The organism is Pseudomonas sp. 008 (assembly GCF_016861935.1).
Classification (GTDB): Bacteria; Pseudomonadota; Gammaproteobacteria; order Pseudomonadales; family Pseudomonadaceae; genus Aquipseudomonas.
The window spans coordinates 384,109-402,856 of record NZ_BOMA01000002.1; the positions used below are offsets into that span (position 1 = coordinate 384,109).

The window sequence follows — 18,748 nt, forward strand, 5'->3', positions numbered from 1 at the left end:
TAGAGCCTCATACACATTCTATTGATCAATGAAACCCTGTGGCGAGGGGGCTTGCCCCCGTTCGAGCGCGAAGCGGTCGCAGATTTTTTGGGGCTGCTCCGCAGCCCAACGGGGGCAAGCCCCCTCGCCACAATGGATCTCACCACTCGCCAATCATCAACCTCAAACCACCGCAGCCCGCCGCTGTACGAACCGGTCTACATACTCATCCGCCGGCGAATGCAGGATCTCTCGTGGCGTGCCGACCTGAATCAGCCGGCCATCCTTGAGGATCGCGATGCGGTTGCCGATGCGCACGGCCTCATCGAGGTCGTGGGTGATGAAGACGATGGTCTTGTGCAGGGTCTTTTGCAGTTCCAGCAACTGGTCCTGCATTTCGGCGCGGATCAGCGGGTCGAGGGCGCTGAAAGCTTCGTCCATCAGGATGATGTCGGTGTCCGCCGCCAAGGCGCGAGCCAAGCCCACACGCTGGCGCATACCGCCGGAAAGCTGATGCGGGTATTTGTTTTCGTAGCCCTTCAGGCCCACGGTGTTGATCCAGTGCAGCGCGCGCTCGGCGCACATCTGCTTGCTCTCGCCACGCACTTTCAGGCCGTAGGCGACGTTATCCAGCACGCTTTTGTGCGGCAGCAGGCCAAAGCTCTGGAACACCATGCTGATCTTGTGCCGGCGAAATTCGCGCAAGGCTTCCATGTCGTATTGCAGGATGTCCACGCCGTCCACCAGGATCGCGCCGCTGGTCGGGTCAATCAGGCGGTTGAAGTGACGCACCAGGGTCGACTTGCCGGAACCCGACAGGCCCATGATCACGAAGATCTCGCCGGTGCCGATGCTCAGCGACAGGTCATTCACGCCGACCACGCAACCGGTTTCGGCCAATACCTGGTCTTTGGTTTTGCCCTGGCTAATCATGGCCAGCGCATCCTTGGAACGGTTGCCGAAAATCTTGAAGACGTTTTTGACTTCGATCTTGCTGATGGCTGCGTTGCTCATTTGCTCACCTCATGCCGTGCACGACCGTACGCCTGTGTAATGCGGTCGATCACCACTGCCAGAATCACGATCGCCAGACCGGCCTCAAGACCACGTCCGACGTTGAGGGTCTGAATCCCCACCAATACGTCTTCACCCAAGCCACGGGCACCGATCATCGAGGCGATCACCACCATCGACAGGGCCATCATGGTGGTCTGGTTGATCCCGGCCATGATGCTCGGCAGGGCCAGCGGCAGTTGCACGCCGAACAGTTGCTGCCAGCGGTTGGCACCGAAGGCGTTGATCGCTTCCATCACTTCACCGTCAACCTGGCGAATACCCAGATCGGTCAGGCGGATCAGCGGCGGCGCAGCGTAAATAACGGTAGCGAAAATCGCCGGGACCTTGCCCAGGCCGAACAGCATCAGCACCGGGATCAGGTACACGAAGCTCGGCATGGTTTGCATGATGTCCAGCAACGGCATCAACACCGAACGCAGGCGATTGCTGCGCGCAGAAAGAATGCCCAACGGAATGCCGATCAGCACCGAGATGACCGTCGCCACCATCATCAGCGCCAGGGTCTGCATCAGCTTGTCCCAGAGACCGACCGCGCCCACCAGGAACAGCAGGCCGACGATGACCGCCGTGGTCACGACTTTGCGGGTCGCGTGCCAGGCCACGCCCGCCACGATCGCCAGCATCAGCCACCAGGGCGCCGCACGGAGCAGCCCTTCAAGATTGACGATGGCCCACAGCAGGGTGTCAGAGATGCTGCGGAACACGTCGCCGTAGTTGGTGACCAGCGTATCGACCCAACCGTTGACCCAGTCGGCGATGGAAAAGGTAAAGCTTTCGGGAAACATAAGAGACTCTCAATCAAGGGGTTGCGATCAAGCATCCGACTGCCGTTGCCGACAGTCGGAGAGGCTCAACCTACAAGGCCGCGTCGATTTTCTTGGCTGCGTCTTCGCTCACCCACGCGTGCCAGACTTCAGGATGTTCCTTCAAGAAGATCTTGGCCAGTTTTGGCGACTCGATCCGCTCTTTGGCCATACGCCCCAAGTTCTGATTCAACAGGTCGATCGGCAGGTTGACCTTTTCCAGCACGGTCACCAGTTCCGGGGCCTGCTCGTGGAAAGTCTTGGAGAGGCCGACCTTGATGGTCACGCGCTTGTCGACACCCGGTTTTTCTTCCAGTTTGACCACGTCGATCTGGCCCATCAGCGGGGTTGGCGACCAGTAGTAGAACAGGATCGGCTCGCCACGCTTGTAGCTCGACAGCACCGCCGCATCCAGCGCCGGGCCGGTGCCTGGACGGAAGTTGGTGTAGCTGTTTTCCAGGCCGTAGCTTTTCAGCATTTCGCTGTTATCCAGCTCGCAGGTCCAGCCGGCCGGGCAGTTGTAGAAACGCCCTTTGGATGGCTCTTCGGCGTCCTTGAATACCGCGGAATATTTAGCCAGATCGGCAATGTTTTTCAGGTCCGGCGCCTTGGCTTCCAGTTTGCGCTTGGCGTCGCCTTCGATCACGTAGCGCGGCACGTACCAGCCTTCGACGGCACCCACCACCGGAGCGCCGACACCGACGACCTTGCCGGCCTTCTCGGCCTTGTTCCAGACTTCGCTGCGGCCGACCCACTCTTCGGCGAACACTTGGATGTCGTTGCTGCTCAGGGCGTTTTCCATGGTGATGGAGTTGCCCGGCAGGCTGTCGGTCTTGCAGTCGTAGCCTTTCTCCAACACGACTTGCAGCACGTCGGTCAGCAGCATGGCGCTTTCCCAGTTCAGGCCGGCGAATTTCACCGGTTTACCCGATTCGCACCAGCCAGCCGCCTGGGTAGCACCGGCACTGGCCAGCAGGCCCATGGAAAGCAAAGTGGTCAGCAGGGTCTTGTTCGATTTCATTGTGTGACGCTCCTAATCATGAGTTGGCTTACGGCAGTCAAGAGGCATCCAGCCCTGTCCACGTCCAATCAGGCCTGCGCTACGCGCGACCCGCCCCGCTTATTGTTGGGTCTGCAACATCGTGATCTCTGCAGGAGCTGCCGCGACAGCTCCTGCAGTGGTCTTTTCTCTTATTTGCCGGTGATCATCGGCAGGTTCAGCCCTTGTTCCTTGGCGCAGTCGATCGCGATCTGGTAACCCGCATCGGCGTGACGCATGACACCGGTGGCCGGGTCGTTGTGCAGCACGCGAGCGATACGTTCAGCCGCTTCGTCAGTACCGTCGCAGACAATCACCATGCCCGAGTGCTGGGAGAAGCCCATGCCGACGCCGCCGCCGTGGTGCAGGGAAACCCAGGTCGCGCCGCTCGCGGTGTTCAGCAGAGCGTTGAGCAGTGGCCAGTCGGACACGGCGTCGGAACCGTCCTGCATCGATTCGGTTTCGCGGTTCGGGCTGGATACGGAACCGGAGTCCAGGTGGTCGCGACCGATCACGATTGGCGCGGACAATTCACCGCTACGGACCATTTCGTTGAACGCCAGACCGAGCTTGGCGCGCAGGCCCAGGCCAACCCAGCAGATACGTGCCGGCAGACCCTGGAAGCTGATGCGCTCGCGAGCCATGTCCAGCCAGTTGTGCAGGTGGGCGTCGTCCGGGATCAGTTCTTTGACTTTAGCGTCGGTCTTGTAGATGTCCTGCGGGTCGCCCGACAGCGCAGCCCAACGGAACGGGCCGATGCCACGGCAGAACAGTGGACGGATGTAAGCCGGTACGAAACCCGGGAAGTCGAATGCGTTTTCCACACCTTCTTCTTGCGCCATCTGACGGATGTTGTTGCCGTAGTCGAACGTCGGCACCCCCATTTTCTGGAAGTCCAACATCGCTTTAACGTGCACGGCCATCGATTGCTTGGCGGCCTTGACCACGGCAGCAGGTTCGGTCTTGGCGCGAGCGCGGTATTCGTCCCAGGTCCAGCCGGCCGGCAGGTAGCCGTTGAGCGGGTCGTGGGCGCTGGTCTGGTCGGTGACCATGTCCGGGCGCACGCCACGACGGACCAGTTCCGGGAGGATTTCCGCAGCGTTGCCCAGCAGGGCGATGGAGATCGCCTTGCCTTCGGCAGTGTATTTGGCGATACGGGCCAGGGCGTCGTCGAGGTCTTTGGCTTGCTCGTCGACGTAACGGCTTTTCAGACGGAAATCGATGCTGACCTGCTGGCATTCGATGTTCAGCGAGCAAGCGCCGGCCAGGGTTGCAGCCAGAGGCTGAGCGCCGCCCATGCCGCCGAGGCCTGCGGTCAGGACCCAACGACCTTTCAGATCATCGTTGTAATGCTGGCGACCGGCTTCGACGAAGGTTTCGTAGGTGCCTTGAACGATGCCCTGGCTGCCGATGTAGATCCAGCTGCCGGCGGTCATCTGGCCGTACATGGCCAGGCCTTTGGCGTCGAGTTCGTTGAAGTGCTCCCAGTTCGCCCAGTGTGGTACCAGGTTGGAGTTGGCGATCAGAACGCGTGGTGCGTTGCTGTGGGTCTTGAACACGCCGACCGGCTTGCCGGATTGCACCAGCAGGGTCTCGTCGTCGTTCAGGTTAGTCAGGCTTTCGACGATCTTGTCGTAGCATTCCCAGTTACGTGCCGCACGACCGATACCACCGTAAACCACCAGTTCTTTAGGGTTCTCGGCGACTTCCGGGTCGAGGTTGTTCATCAGCATGCGCAGCGGCGCTTCAGTCAGCCAGCTCTTGGCGGTCAGCTTGTTACCACGCGATGCGCGGATTTCAACGTCACGGCGCTTTGTAAAAGAGGCGGTAGTAGGTTTTTTCTCAGTCACGAAAAGAACTCCTCAGCAATCAATCCAAACCAACCCAGGCAGTGGGCGAGCAAGCCGATGGGCATCAGTGCACATCAGCGAATCAGTGGACGATGGTTGAGTCTTCGTGACTCATACACATACGTCTTTACTTGTACATACAAGCATATGCAATCAAGCGGCCAACTTGTTGAATGAGCATCCAAGAAAATTTCTTACAGGGCTGGAAAGCGCCTGGATCAAGGGTTCTGGCGTAAGTGAAATTTTTCGCGGGGATTTATTCGGGGACGTGCTGGTTGTTACTTGAGCATGGTTTTGCGCCACGCTGGGGCGTTCGGTAACAAATTGGTGCGCGATGGGGAACGGATTTGCGAGGACGAAAAGCATCGCGGGCAAGCATCGCTCCCACAAGATTGTCATCGACCTTGTGGGAGCGAGGCTTGCCCGCGATAGAGGCGACTCGATATTGGATCAGCGTGCAGTCAGCTCAATGACGCAGCACGAACCATTGATGGCGACGTCCTGCAGACCGACGTTACCGTCCAGTTGCAGACAATCATGGCGACCGAGTTGCGATGCGCTGTTACCGACCTTCACTTCAAGCGCTTCACTGACACTGAACACCAGCAGAGTCCCGGCTTCACTAAAAAACCGCTGCTTGCCTTCCAGCCACTGCAACCGCGCACTGTAACGATCCGGCGCATAAATCAGGTTGAAGTCGCGAATCGGCCCACCGAGCAATGCGCAGGACACGTGACTCTCGCCACTGAAAGCAAACGGGTCGAGCGGTAACAACGCTCGCGTGTCCTGGCCATCAACGCGCAAGGTCATGCCCTCGCCTTGCAGCACGGTGATCACCCGCTCATAACCGGCAAAGGTGGAAAAACCGCCCGACTCGCCGATGTCGGCAATCGACAGGCGCCAGCCAAAACCATCAAGACCTACCCCCGTATCACGGGTGATTTCTTCAGTGCTGCCGCCGCCGTTCTTCCACGGCATGCGCGGGTAATCGGCCGCGCGTAAAACCTTCAACTGACTCATTTATGGCTCTTCTTATTTGTGGAACCGTCCTTCCAGACGATGACGGGAACCGGGGTGGATCAAACGGGCAGCGGTCACTGGCTGACGGCCGGACCAGGTGCGGCGACGAATCAGCAGGCACGGTTCGCCCTTTTCAATCTGTAGCAACTTGCACTCGGACGGCTCGGCGAGAATCGCTTCGACCACATGCTCGCCTTCGGTCAACGGCGCGACCTGATTCAGATAGGCGTAAGGCGTTTGCAGGGTGAAGTCTTGCTTGAGGTAGTCCGGCGCCACCAGCGCGTTGACGAAGCGGTCTTCGATTTGCACCGGGATATCGTTTTCGAAATGCACGATCAGCGAGTGGAACACCTTCTGGCCTTCGCGCATGTCCAGGGCCAGGGCCCGCTCGGAACCGGCGGCCTCTTCTTCGAGGGTGATCACCTTGCACGTGTGACGATGGCCACGGGAGGCGATCTCGTCGGCGATGTTGTGCACTTCAAACAGCGCAGACTGACTTTTCGGCTCGGCGACGAACGTTCCGACGCCTTGCATACGCACCAACAGGCCGTCGGCAGTCATCTCGCGCAGGGCGCGGTTGATGGTCATGCGGCTGAAACCCAGCTGGCTGACCAGCTCGCTTTCCGACGGAACGCGGTAGTGCGGCGGCCAGTTTCCACTGTCGATTTGCTGGGTGATCATCTGTTTTACGCGGGCGTACAAGGGCGCCGGACTGTCGCCCATGTTCGCGGCCAACGGGGAGACTGCAGGCGGAGTCGGCACGGTTAATCCTTGTTCATTTGTTAGAGGTTGCTAGCTTGCCGGAGTTTACCGAGCAGGCAAACGTCTGTATATGTATATACAAATAACACACGATGGGGTGCTGAACCATGTCCGCCTTCTTTGCCGAACGCGCGCTGCTGCCTAGTGGATGGGCCAACAATGTACGTCTTGAAGTCAACGCCGATGGCGTGCTGACCCATATCCAGGCCGATTCCCACGCAGATGGCGCCGAACGGTTGAGCGGTCCGCTGCTGCCGGGAATGCCGAATTTACACTCCCACGCCTTCCAGCGGGCCATGGCAGGACTTGCGGAAGTGGCGGGTAATCCGAATGACAGTTTCTGGACCTGGCGCGATCTGATGTATCGGCTCGTCGGAAAAATCAGCCCGGACCAACTCGGCGTTATCGCCCGTCAGCTGTACATCGAAATGCTCAAGGCCGGTTACACATCGGTCGCTGAATTTCATTACGTCCATCACGACAATAATGGCCAGCCGTATGCGGACCCAGCCGAACTGGCACTGCGCATCAGCCAGGCGGCCAGCTCCGCCGGTATCGGCTTGACCTTGCTGCCGGTGCTCTACAGCCACTCCGGTTTCGGCGGCCAGACCCCGAACGAAGGCCAGCGCCGCTTTATCAACAGCACCGAAAACTACCTGAAGCTTCAGTCGCGTTTGCAGCCGATTCTGGCGCAGCAACCGGCGCAGTCGCTCGGCCTGTGTTTCCACTCGTTACGCGCGGTAACCCCACAGCAGATCAGCGAAGTGCTGGCAGCCAGCGACAAGCAATGCCCGGTGCACATTCACATCGCCGAGCAGCAGAAGGAAGTCGACGACTGCCTTAGCTGGAGCGGTCGCCGTCCGCTGCAATGGCTGTACGAAAACACCGAGGTCGATCAACGCTGGTGCCTGGTCCACGCCACCCACGCCAACCCGGAAGAAGTCACGCTCATGGCCAAGAGCCGCGCCATCGCCGGCCTGTGCCTGACCACTGAAGCCAACCTCGGCGACGGGATTTTCCCGGCGGTGGACTTCCTGGCGCAGGGCGGGCGCATGGGTATCGGTTCCGACAGCCATGTGTCGTTGAGCGTGGTTGAAGAATTGCGCTGGCTGGAATACGGCCAGCGTCTGCGCGATCAGCGGCGTAATCGGTTGTATGGCGCGAATCAGCCGATGGTCGGCCGCACGCTGTACGACGCAGCGCTGGATGGCGGCGCCCAGGCGCTGGGGCAGCCGATCGGCGCCCTGGAAGTCGGCAAGCGCGCAGATTGGTTGGTGCTGGATGGCAACGATCCATACCTGGCGACAGCCAGTGGCGACGGGATTCTCAATCGTTGGCTGTTTGCCGGTGGCGATCGCCAGGTCCGGGATGTGCTGGTCAATGGCCAGTGGGTCGTGCGCGATGGGCGGCATGCCGACGAGGAAGAGAGTAACCGGGCATTCACCCAAGTCCTGCGCGATCTCTTGGGCTGACGCAAAAAAACTGTGGGAGCGAGCCTGCTCACTCCCACAGTTTTTGCTCTTCGGTGACCGTTAGTTCGAGGTCTTGGCCATCTTGCTATCCGACGTACGCCAGATCAGTCGCGTCGTGTCATAGCCCTGCTGACGCGCCCTGCTCAGCAGTTCTTCACGCACTACGCCATTGACCGTCGGGGTCCGTGACAGCAGCCAGAGGTGATGGCGGCTCGGGTCGCCGACAATCGCGGTCTTGTAGTCATCGCTGACGTACAACACCCAGTACTCTCCCTTCGACACACCGGGTATCAGTCTCGAGAACCAGGTATCGAACTCGACCCACAGCTTGTCGGCCTTGCCGGGTACCTGTGGATAAGCCCTGCCCTTGGCCTCTTCCCATTGCCATTGCGAGGTCAGGCAGCGGTTCAGCACCGCCATCTCACCGTCAGGCTTGAGGCTGTAATGGGCTTCGGATTGCGCACAGTTACGCTGGAAATACACCGGCAGACGCGCCAATTCGTACCAGGTTCCCTGGTAACGCTTGAGGTTGACACTATTGACGGTCTTGGGCGCCAACGGATCTACGCCAGAAGAGGCGCAGCCGGCCAATACCAGGCCGGCCAAAAGAACGATCAGGAACCGCTTCATTATTTTTTTCTCCCGTGGGCGAAAAGCCCCGGTTTACTTCAGGCCTTGGCCCGAAAACATCAGCACTTTGTCACCGGCATACTGCACGCTGATAAAGCTGTTTTTGTCGCCCCAGGTGCAGCTGGACATGCCGAGTGCGCCCGAGCAGTCGGTGGGTTTGCCCAGCAAGGTTTCAACCTGGGCCTTGGGCATGCCGGTCGACAGCTTCGAATAATTTTCCTGATTGATCTTGCTGCACGCGGCCAACAGCACGCAGAACGAGAGCAAGGCGATAGAACGCAGCGACATGGTGTAACTCCTGGAGCGGAAGAGAGGTGGCATGTTGCCAACCAGAAGCTTAGAAGAGAAAACCCTAATCTGGTTCCCCGACCGTCCGCCTATTTATTAGGCCACTCGTCAGCCTTTTACTGATAAATCAGCCCCTTTCTCAGGTCATTGGGTATTTCGTCGGTTTTCGTCAATACCCGCCTAATCTTTGGCGCTGGCCAGTCGACATAAAAGCAGCGCCAAGCCCTCGACTGTGGCAAATTGACGCCCCTTTGCTGACCAGCCACTGCGCGGTAGATCATTTAATGACCAGAAACATGAAATTCAGCCACAAGATCTTGTTGGCAGCCGCTCTCGTGGTGGCCGTTGCATTCGCCTGTTTCATCCTGTTCAACGATTACCGCCAGCGTCAAACCCTGCGCAGCAGTACCGAGTCCTCGATGCAGGAACTCGGCAGCCTGACCACCAGTAACATCCAGACCTGGCTGGAAAGCCGCATCCAATTGCTGCAATCGCTGTCCCAGCAGATCGCCGTGGACGGCGGCGCCCCGGCCAATCTCAAACGCGCCATCGACCTGCCGGCCTATACCAGCAACTTCCAGCTGAGCTACTTCGGCGGCACCGATGGCGTGATGTTCTCGATCCCGGCCGGCAACCGCGCTGCGGACTACGACCCTCGCGCCCGTGGCTGGTACAAGGCAGCCAACAACGCGCAACAGACCATCGTCACTGAACCCTACATCGCGGCGTCGTCGGGCAAACTGGTGATCACCGTGGCCACGCCGGTGAAGTACCAGAGCCAGATGATTGGTGTCGCCGGCGCGGATATCGACTTGTCCAGCGTCAGCGCGATCATCAACTCGCTGAACTTCGGCGGTCATGGTCATGCGTTCATTGTCAGTGCCGACGGCAAGATCCTGATCCACCCGGACAGCAAACTGATACTCAAGAACCTGGCCGACGCCTACCCCAACGGCGCGCCGAAAGTCAGTTCGGGCCTGAAAGAAGTCGAACTGGACGGCAAAACCCAGTTCATCTCCTTCACCCACGTTAACGGTGTGCCGTCGGCGGACTGGTACGTGGCGCTGGTACTGGATCAGGAAACCGCGTTCTCGATGCTCAGCGAATTCCGCACCTCGGCGATCATCGCCATGGTCATCGCCGTGGTGATCATCATCGCGCTGCTGAGCATGTTGATCCGCGTACTGATGCAGCCTCTGCTGATCATGGGCCGCGCCATGCATGACATCGCCGAGGGCGAAGGCGACCTGACCAAACGCCTGACCATTCACGGCCAGGACGAATTCGGTGCTCTGGGCACCTCGTTCAACCGTTTCGTCGAGCGTATCCACACCTCGATCCGCGAAGTATCTTCGGCCACCGGCCAGGTCAACGAAGTTGCCCTGCGCGTAGTGGCGGCCTCGAACTCGTCGATGTTCAACTCCGATCAACAGGCCTCGCGCACCAGCAGCGTCGCGGCAGCGATCAACCAACTCGGTGCCGCCGCCCAGGAAATCGCCCAGAACGCCGCCCTCGCCTCGCAACATTCGAGCGACGCGCGCAGCCTGGCCGAAGAGGGTCAGCAGGTAGTGGATAAAACCATCGCCGCGATGCACCAGCTTTCGGCAAAAATCAGCGATTCGTGCGGCAACATCGAAACCCTGAACAGCAACACGGTGAACATCGGACAGATTCTGGAAGTGATCACCAGCATCTCGCAGCAAACCAACCTGCTGGCCCTCAACGCGGCCATCGAAGCGGCGCGCGCCGGTGAAGCCGGCCGTGGTTTTGCCGTGGTGGCCGACGAAGTACGCAACCTCGCCCACCGCACTCAGGATTCGGCGCAGCAAGTGCAGAAGATGATCGAGGAGCTGCAAGTTGGCGCCCGGGAAGCGGTCAGCACCATGACCGACAGCCAGCGCCAGAGCGAAAGCAGCGTCGGCATCGCCAACCAGGCCGGCGAACGCCTGGGCAGCGTGACGCAGCGCATCGGTGAAATCGACGGGATGAACCAGTCGGTGGCTACCGCGACTGAAGAACAGACCGCCGTGGTGGAATCGATCAACGTCGACATCACCGAGATCAACACGCTGAACCAGGAAGGTGTGGAGAATTTGCAGTCGACGTTGCGTGCGTGTGCCGATCTTGAGCAGCAAGCGGCGCGGTTGAAGCAATTGGTGGGGAGTTTCCGGATCTAGTGCTTTTGCCCGCGAAGGCGGTATCAGGCGCAATGATTGTCTGAAGCCTTGGGCTCATGCTCTACAAAAGAACGCCGGTCGGCAGAACCTGACGCAGGACTGAATTAAGACTAAACTCAGTCCTATTCAATCTGGCGAGGCTCACTCCATGAAGCTTTCATCTCAAATAAAACCGATCAGTTACCTGAAAAGCCACACTGCGGAAATCGTCAAAACAATCACAGAGAACCGTGAACCCTTGGTGATCACCCAAAATGGTGAAGCGAAGCTCGTGGTCATGGATGTGAAAAGCTTTGAAGAGCAAGAAGACACAATGGCTCTTTTGAAGCTCTTGGCGATGGGTAATCGGGAGATTGAAGAGGGCAAGTTTCGGGATGCTGAAGACGTCTTCGCGGATTTGGACAAGGCCGACCATCAATGAGTTTAAAGGTCGTCATTCTTCAATCCGCCGAAACAGACCTCAAAGAAATTCGTACTTATCTCACCAAACAGTTTTCTGCACAGACATGGCAAAACACCTACGCCAATCTAAAGGCAGCCATCCGCCATTTGGGAAGTCAGCCCTATGCAGGGCCAGTCCCGGAAGAGATCGAGAAGCTCAATCTCAGCCAATATCGACAAATTCTCTCAGGAATGAACCGGATCATTTATGAAGTGCGGGAGCAAACGGTTTACGTCCACATCATTGCCGATACGCGAAAAAACCTGCCGACACTGCTGATGAAACGACTGCTGCAGGGGAATCCGTGAGTCAGAACCGTGACCCCGGCCCACTCAAAAACTCCAGCTCCTCAGCCGTAGACTCACGCCCCAACACCGCATTGCGATGGGGAAACCGCCCAAATCGCGCAATGATCTTCTGATGCCGTTCGGCGTAATCCAGGTTGCTGGCAAACACCGCCCGATCCGCCTCGGGTTGCTGTTCAACCAGATCGAGAAACCGCGAAACCGCTTCGTTCTGCACCGCCAGGTTTTCGCAGTGCTCGAACACCAGATAGATAAAAACCCGCTGGATCGGTCGCAGTTGCCGATCGAAATCCGCGGCAATGCCTTGCGCCACCAGTGCCTGGGCCCTGACGTCGCCGGAAAAGGATTTGGGGGTGTCGCGAAAGATCATTCGCGGCAATTGATCGAGTAACAGCACCAGGGCCAGCCAACCTTCGGGGCGTTGCGCCCATTCGGTCAATCCGCCGGCCAGTGCCTGCTCGACCAGATCCCCGAAACGCATCCGCGCTTCGAGGTCCTGACTGTCACGCTTGCCGAACCATAACTTGCCCTTGTCAGCCGCTATTTCGTTGGGTGATTCGAAAGATCCAAACCACCATTCGAGTAACGGCTGCCAGGGCACGGTCATGTTTTATTCCTTGTGGTAAGCCGTGACGCGGGCAACTTCTTCTTTCGAACCGAGGAACACCGCAACACGCTGGTGCAGGCCTTCCGGCTGGATGTCGAGGATGCGCTGGTGGCCGTCAGTGGATGCGCCACCCGCTTGCTCCACCAGGAACGACATCGGGTTGGCTTCGTACATCAGGCGCAGTTTGCCCGGCTTCGACGGCTCGCGGCTGTCGCGTGGGTACATGAACAGACCGCCGCGGGTCAGGATGCGGTGCACGTCGGCCACCATCGCGGCGACCCAACGCATGTTGTAGTTCTTCTTCAGCGGGCCTTCATCGCCAGCCAGCAATTCGTCGACGTAACGTTGTACCGGCGCTTCCCAGTGACGCTTGTTGGACGCGTTGATCGCGAATTCCTGCGTGGACTCCGGTATCGTGATGTCTTCATGGGTCAGTACGAAGCTGCCCATTTCACGATCCAGGGTGAAGCCTTTGACGCCATTGCCCAGGGTCAGCACCAGCATGGTCTGTGGACCGTAAATCGCGTAACCGGCGGCAACCTGCTGAGTGCCTGGCTGCAGGAAGGCCTTTTCGTTCAAAGGCTCGTTCTGGGTCAGGTATTCGTTCGGGCAACGCAGCACCGAGAAGATCGTACCGACCGGCGCGTTGATGTCGATGTTCGACGAACCGTCCAGCGGGTCGAACACCAGCAGGTACGCGCCTTTCGGGTATTTGCCCGGGATCTGGTAGGCATTGTCCATTTCTTCGGATGCCATGCCGGCCAGGTGACCGCCCCATTCGTTGGCTTCGAGCAGGATGTCGTTGGACATCACATCAAGCTTCTTCTGCACTTCACCTTGGACGTTTTCAGTGCCCATGCTGCCCAGGACACCACCCAGGGCGCCTTTGGAGACGGCGTGGCTGATTTCCTTACAGGCACGCGCCACCACTTCGATCAGGAAACGCAGATCGGCAGGAGTGTTGTTGCTGCGGGTCTGCTCAATCAAATAGCGACTCAGGGTAACGCGGGACATGGACGGCTCCGGAGGAATGGGGGGGCTAAAAACCCGCGCAGTTTAACGCGAGTCGGGGCGCATTTCCTCCTATCAGACGTGATACACCCAATAGAGTTCATGCGCGGGGTTGAGCGTAGTTGGAAATGGGCCGGGATTGGGCGCCAGTTTCGATATTTTTGGTGGCAGGAAGGACGTCTTCGCGGGCAAGCCTCGCCCCTGCAGGAGCGGCTTGCCCGCGATCTGGCGCACAGCGCCAGCCATCCTCAGGATTTAGCAGCAGGCTTGCGCAGCAAACTGAATGCCATCCCCCCCAGAAACAGCACACTGAGCAGCAACACCGCCCACAGCCCGATCTTTTTCCAGTTCGTGCCCAGCACCGTGGGCGCTGTCGCCACCGGGGTCACCACGGCCCCGCCGTCCACCGTCGCCTTGCCCAGCGTCGCCAGCTTCGCCGCGCTGTAATCGGGAATCAGCGTCGACAGCGGCAAGCTTGCAGCCTTCACCGTCGCACTTCCCAGCGCCAGCGTATAAGGCCCGGCACCGCGTGCCAGGAACACCAGTTGCGTGGAGCGCACGGCATACCGCACGGTGGGTGCTTCGGCGCCCAGGCCGCCGCCGCGCTCATCTACCGTCAGCTTCAATTGCTGCACGGTCTGTCCCGACAACTGCAATTCGTTCTGCACCACGTCTTGGCCATTCTGGGTCAGGCGATAGAGCAAACCGTTGGTCAGCGGTTGCCACGGCAGGCTGGTCTCCCGGCGCCCCGACAACGTTACCGGTGCCAGGCTGTTGGGCTGATTCAGCTCGATCTGCAAACGCTGGACGTTCAACCCCATCGGCAATTGCCAGATGTACTCACCGGCCTTCACGCTGCTGCCGGCCAGGGGTTGCGACCAGACCAACGGCAGCGGCAAGGTGCGAGGATTGGTGCTTTCCAGTTGCGCCGAGGTCAGCACTGGCGCCGACTGAGGCGAATTCCAAAGCAAACGCAGATAGCGCGCCGATTGCCCCGGCAGGCCGACTTCATGTTGCTCGACCCGTTCGTCGGCAAACGTCAGACGCGCCACCTGCCCTTCACCCCACGACTGCCAATGCTGCAAATCGTTGCTGGCCTCGATGCTGAAACGCTGGAAGCCGTCGCGTTCACTGGTCCAGTCGAGGATTAATTGCTGCAACGGCGCCTTGATGCCGCTGGCATCGAGTAACCAGCCGCGCAGTTCTTCTTCGCCCGCCTCCAACTGGCTGGACGGCTGCACTTCGATCAACGTGCCGTTGGTGTTCGATTGCACCCGTACGCTTGGCGTGCGTTCGCTGGCATCCGCCGAGTTGTACAACGGGAACCACTTTACGTCGGTCAGCGTGCGGTTTTCGTGGGTCTGCGCAGGCTCTCGGGCCAGAGCGTACGCCTGAGGCTCACCGGCGGCGTTGAACACACGCACATCGCTGAGATCGGTTTGCCGCGCGTTCAGTTGCACGCCCAAGGGCAACTCCAGGCGATACCACGGGCCTTCGCCGCTCACAGACAATGGCACCTGCGTGGCGAAGTCCGCAGGTTTTTCCTGCGCGCCAGCCGACAGTGTCACACCCAGCACAACAGCAGCCCACCAGCCCAGGTTCAGCTTCTGACTCAAGATGACGCTCCTTCGGTTTCAGGGGCCGGTTTTTCAGCATCCGGCACGGCTTCGGCACGCTTGGGTGGCAACGGGGCGAAATAGCCCACCACCAACAGCAACACGCCAACGCCGATAAACGACACGATCCGCGCCAACCCGCCACGGTTACTCAATTCAACGAAGAACAGCTTGGCGACCACCAGCGCGATCAGCCCTGCGCCGATCAGCCAGACTTCACGGCGGTGACGCAGATGCCCACCGATCATCAGGCTCAGGGCCATCAGGGTCCAAACGATGGACAGGCCGGCCTGCACCAGCATCGATTCAAGCAGCAGATCCAGCGCGAACGGCACGCCACCCCAGTGGTGAGCCGCGCGCATCACCAACGCGGTAAAGAAGGCGAACAGTGAAACACCGGCAATCACCTGCGTGGCGTTATCGGTGTAATCCTTGCGGATCGCCAGTTGCGTGACTGCGTTGCGGGACCAGACATAAACGCCGAACAGGGCGAACAACAGGCCCAGCTCCAGCGGGTTGATCAGCGGCACATAGGGCAATGGCTCGGCGGTGCCGTCGCTGGCGATGTTCGCCAGCCAGAACCAGCCGAGCATCAACACCGCCAACGGCGCAGCGGCATAGACCCGGTACTCGCGGGAATAAGCCGACACTGGCCATGGCCACGCACGCGGTGCGGCCATCAGCACCAGATACAGGCTCGGCAGAATCGCCCAACCCAGCCAACGCCAGGCGTTGTACTGCTCCGACAACAGTAGCAAGCCATAACGCAGCTCCAGGGCTAGCACGCCGATCAACAGCCAGCAGCCGAGCACATGGGCGGTGCTCAGGGCTTTTTCGGGCAGCATCGACGCCAGACGCTGCAACGAGATGAAATGCACGACGAACACCGCGGCCCAAACCAGCCAGCCGAAGTTGGCGGCCGGGTGATAACGCGAATGCCAGGCCGCGAGCAACACCAGACCGGCGGCGGGAATCAGCAAGGTGCAGAGCAAGCCCAGCGACGACCACTTCAGGCGCAGCGCCAGCACCGCCCACAGCGCCACACTCACCGCCGCGACCGCCATCAACAACGTCGCTTGCAGGTTCACAGGCGCAAAACGCAGCACTTCGCTGATCCACGCCAGAGCCCACCAACCCGTTCCCCACACCAGCAACACTTCGGACAAGCGCTGCAGGCTCAACACATCGAAAGCCGAAGCATGGTTGCCTAGCTGCAGACGCCAGGCCCCGACAAATGCCGCCAGCCCCAGCACCAGCGGCGTCCAGAACCCGCTATGCGCCAACGGTCGCAAGCCTTCGCTGAGCAGCGGCCCAAGCAGGTCTGGCCCGGCGAACAGGAACGCTACGCCGCCGATCACCTGCAACAGCAGACCAAAGACAAAACTCACCCGCTGCTTCAGGTACAGACTCAGCCAGATGATGAACAAACCACTGGCCGCCCACACCGCACTCGCGGTTTGCCACGGCAACACGAACAGCACAGCCAGGTTGATCAGCACCAGACCGGCCAATAGCACCACTGACAAGCCACGCAGCAAACGTACGTCACTGCGCACCATTTCGTCCCGGGCCGCCAACAACATGCCGGCGATCAGTGCCAGCCCGATCAAAGATGCGCTGAGCAAACCGCTCCAGCCGGCGCTGAACACCGCAGCCGAGTCTCCGCTCGCCCCTCGCAGCCGCACCAGGAACAACGCACCGCCAAGCAGTTGCACAGCGAACGCGCTGAACAGGAACGCCCGCGATTGCAGGCGCAGGCCGACGAACAGCGTCGCCAACCCGGCCAGCGCCCAACTGATCGCCGTGCCGTGAGTGAAGAAAAACAGCGGCGCCAGCAGATAGAGGAACGTCAGGCCCAGGCAGGCCAGCACCGGCAACCCCTGGCGTTCCCACGGCAACGCTTGTTCAGGCAACGCTTTGCGTAATTGGTAGAAGCTGAACAGCAGCGCCACGCCGAGCATCAACGCCCCCAGCGGCGCACCGTCGAGCAGGCTGCTCTCGCCGCTGCGCAATTCGCTGATAAAGGCCAACGCCGAGCCCAATTGCAACAGCAAGGCAAAGGCCCGCGCCAGCGGCCGTCGTTGACGCAGGCCGAGCCAGAAAATCCCCGCGCCTTCCACCGCCCAGGCTGCGGCAGTCCAACGCGCATCAAGCCCCAGAGGGATCGCCAGGCTGGCGAAGATCACCCCCAGCGCCAGACAGGTTTCGGCCAACAACAGTGCTCGACCACCCATCAGCAACCGGGCCAGGCTCATGTAAATAATGCCCAGGGCCAAGGCGCTGAAGGCCGCGGCAAATTCAAAGTGCTCCACCAGTGCGAACTGCAGACCGAAGCCCACCAACGGTGGCGCGAACAGCATCATGCCGTCGACGTAATCGCCCTTGTGCGCCGACCAGCGCAGCAGCGCTTCACGGCTGTCGTCCTCGGGCGCGTCGCTCATCTCCAGCAACTTGCGCCGGGTGAACAACAAACCGATGGCCAGGTACATCAGGAAGAACAGAATCAGGAACGGCTCGGTACTCCACAGCAACTCCGGTCTATAGGAGCGCAGACCCCAGGCAAAGCCGATGCCGAAGGTGCCGACAAACCCGATCAGGTTGAGCAGCCGCCAGGCCTTGAACCACGCGATGGCGAGGATGCCAGCGTTGAGCAGGGCGAAATAGCTGAACAACGCGACGTGATTGCCGGCGCCAGTGGAGGTCAGGATCGGCGCGACGAAACCGCCCAACGCGGCAGCGGCGGCCAGGCCCAACGCATTTTGGGTAATGGCGAGAATCGCCGAGAACACCGTCACCACCACCAACAGACCCAATGCTGCCTTTGGATCAAGCAACGGATGCAGACGCATCGCGGCAAATACCGTCAGGTACAACACCGCGATCCCGGTGCCTTGCAGCATCAGCGCGTAGTTGCTGTTGCGCAGTCGCAGCCACCAGCCCAGCGCGAGCAGGCCCAAGGCCGCCGCCGCAACGCCGGCGTAACGCAACTCGATCGGCACTACCATGCCTTCTGTGGCATAGCGCAACAGGAAGGCCAGGCCGAGGAACAACAGCACCACACCGACCCGCAACACGGTATTGCCGCCGAACAGCCAGTTGCGTGCGCCGCTGATGGCGCGCTCGATGAAGTTCGGGCCGCGCGGCTCAGCCGGTTGCTGCGGTTTGCGGGCAACCGGCTCGGCTTGCCAGACATCGGCGGGCAACGGACGACTGGTTTCGGCAGCGGCCACAGTGATGGGTTCGAATTCGGGGGGTAGCTCCCAGACCAGCTCAGTAGGTGCGAGAGGGGCTTGCTCAAGAATGATTTCAGGCGACTCAGCGGGTTCGCTGACAACCGGTTCGCCTGGTTCAGGTGCCTTGGCACCCGACACCTCCAGCAACGCCAGTCGCTGCTCGACCGCATTCAGCGCAACCTGAGCCTGATCAAGCAAGCGTCGCTGCTCGGTCGATTGAGTACTCAAGCGGCCAATGCGAATGGCCTGGCCGAGACCCAGCCCGAGCAAAGCGCCCAACAGCGCCTCGCTGAACGACTCGTCAAGCATCCAGCCCAGCAGCAGCCCAATCAGCATGAACATCCATTGCATGGTCGATATCCCTAAGCGGCCCATTGCCTTGTGGCGTTTGCACTGACCGCGCAGCGGTCACTGAAACATCCGGTAAAACTGGCGCT

16 protein-coding genes and 1 pseudogene are annotated in these 18,748 nt (G+C 60.1%); 5 read left to right on the forward strand and 12 right to left on the reverse strand.

Going from position 1 to position 18,748, the window contains the following annotated elements; translation table 11 throughout:
* Nucleotides 1–162: 162 nt before the first annotated feature.
* From JUI81_RS06285 to hutC, 6 genes are all read right to left on the reverse strand, one after another.
* Entirely contained in the window at nt 163–993 is an 831-nt protein-coding gene (locus tag JUI81_RS06285) for a glycine betaine/L-proline ABC transporter ATP-binding protein (protein WP_018929181.1), read from the reverse strand.
* A complete protein-coding gene (locus tag JUI81_RS06290; protein ID WP_018929182.1) occupies nt 990–1,841 on the reverse strand; it encodes a proline/glycine betaine ABC transporter permease in 852 nt (283 codons plus the stop codon). Before JUI81_RS06290 ends, JUI81_RS06285 begins: the two co-directional genes overlap by 4 nt.
* Nucleotides 1,842–1,911: 70 nt before the next feature.
* Nucleotides 1,912–2,880 carry an ABC transporter substrate-binding protein gene (locus JUI81_RS06295; protein WP_018929183.1) on the reverse strand — a complete coding sequence of 323 codons (969 nt, stop codon included), beginning with the start codon at nt 2,878–2,880 and terminating at the stop codon, nt 1,912–1,914.
* Nucleotides 2,881–3,050: 170 nt separating this feature from the next.
* Complete coding sequence (gene hutU / locus JUI81_RS06300; RefSeq protein ID WP_096481384.1) at nt 3,051–4,748, reverse strand: urocanate hydratase; 1,698 nt, start codon at nt 4,746–4,748, stop codon at nt 3,051–3,053.
* 450 nt (nt 4,749–5,198) lie between these two features.
* Nucleotides 5,199–5,768, reverse strand: a complete 570-nt coding sequence (locus tag JUI81_RS06305; RefSeq protein ID WP_019581823.1) for a HutD family protein — start codon at nt 5,766–5,768, stop codon at nt 5,199–5,201.
* 12 nt (nt 5,769–5,780) lie between these two features.
* Complete coding sequence (gene hutC / locus JUI81_RS06310; protein WP_162135916.1) at nt 5,781–6,491, reverse strand: histidine utilization repressor; 711 nt, start codon at nt 6,489–6,491, stop codon at nt 5,781–5,783.
* 146 nt (nt 6,492–6,637) lie between these two features.
* Between hutC and JUI81_RS06315 the strand changes: the two genes are divergently transcribed.
* A complete protein-coding gene (locus JUI81_RS06315; RefSeq protein ID WP_204123945.1) occupies nt 6,638–8,002 on the forward strand; it encodes a formimidoylglutamate deiminase in 1,365 nt (454 codons plus the stop codon).
* A 60-nt stretch (nt 8,003–8,062) separates the two neighbouring features.
* Here JUI81_RS06315 and JUI81_RS06320 read toward each other — a convergent pair whose 3' ends face one another.
* A complete protein-coding gene (locus tag JUI81_RS06320; RefSeq protein WP_019581820.1) occupies nt 8,063–8,632 on the reverse strand; it encodes a lipocalin family protein in 570 nt (189 codons plus the stop codon).
* A 33-nt stretch (nt 8,633–8,665) separates the two neighbouring features.
* Nucleotides 8,666–8,920 carry an outer membrane protein assembly factor BamE gene (gene bamE, locus JUI81_RS06325; RefSeq protein WP_018929189.1) on the reverse strand — a complete coding sequence of 85 codons (255 nt, stop codon included), beginning with the start codon at nt 8,918–8,920 and terminating at the stop codon, nt 8,666–8,668.
* 296 nt (nt 8,921–9,216) lie between these two features.
* Between bamE and JUI81_RS32170 the strand changes: the two are divergent.
* The 4 genes and pseudogenes from JUI81_RS32170 to JUI81_RS06340 form a co-directional block, all read left to right on the forward strand.
* Nucleotides 9,217–10,239 (forward strand): annotated as a pseudogene (locus tag JUI81_RS32170) (cache domain-containing protein); the annotation flags it as partial.
* Between the two features lie 93 nt (nt 10,240–10,332).
* On the forward strand, nt 10,333–11,097 hold the full coding sequence (locus tag JUI81_RS32175) for a methyl-accepting chemotaxis protein (RefSeq protein ID WP_370695245.1): 765 nt from the start codon (nt 10,333–10,335) through the stop codon (nt 11,095–11,097).
* Between the two features lie 148 nt (nt 11,098–11,245).
* A complete protein-coding gene (locus JUI81_RS06335; protein WP_019581817.1) occupies nt 11,246–11,518 on the forward strand; it encodes a type II toxin-antitoxin system Phd/YefM family antitoxin in 273 nt (90 codons plus the stop codon).
* Nucleotides 11,515–11,847: a type II toxin-antitoxin system RelE/ParE family toxin gene (locus tag JUI81_RS06340; RefSeq protein ID WP_096481387.1), complete on the forward strand. Its 333-nt coding sequence runs from the start codon at nt 11,515–11,517 to the stop codon at nt 11,845–11,847. Before JUI81_RS06335 ends, JUI81_RS06340 begins: the two co-directional genes overlap by 4 nt.
* A gap of 1 nt (nt 11,848) precedes the next feature.
* On the opposite strand, the gene JUI81_RS06345 is transcribed toward JUI81_RS06340, so the two are convergent.
* The 4 genes from JUI81_RS06345 to JUI81_RS06360 form a co-directional block, all read right to left on the reverse strand.
* Nucleotides 11,849–12,451, reverse strand: coding sequence for a DUF924 family protein (locus tag JUI81_RS06345; RefSeq protein WP_019581815.1), 603 nt, complete (start codon nt 12,449–12,451; stop codon nt 11,849–11,851).
* 3 nt (nt 12,452–12,454) lie between these two features.
* Nucleotides 12,455–13,465, reverse strand: coding sequence for a class 1 fructose-bisphosphatase (locus JUI81_RS06350; protein ID WP_007933966.1), 1,011 nt, complete (start codon nt 13,463–13,465; stop codon nt 12,455–12,457).
* Between the two features lie 245 nt (nt 13,466–13,710).
* Nucleotides 13,711–15,078 (reverse strand): DUF3999 domain-containing protein, encoded by a 1,368-nt coding sequence (locus JUI81_RS06355; RefSeq protein ID WP_019581814.1) that lies wholly within the window; start codon nt 15,076–15,078, stop codon nt 13,711–13,713.
* Nucleotides 15,075–18,662, reverse strand: a complete 3,588-nt coding sequence (locus tag JUI81_RS06360; protein WP_204123946.1) for a DUF2339 domain-containing protein — start codon at nt 18,660–18,662, stop codon at nt 15,075–15,077. The genes JUI81_RS06355 and JUI81_RS06360 overlap by 4 nt, the downstream gene beginning before the upstream one ends.
* Nucleotides 18,663–18,748 lie beyond the last annotated feature (86 nt).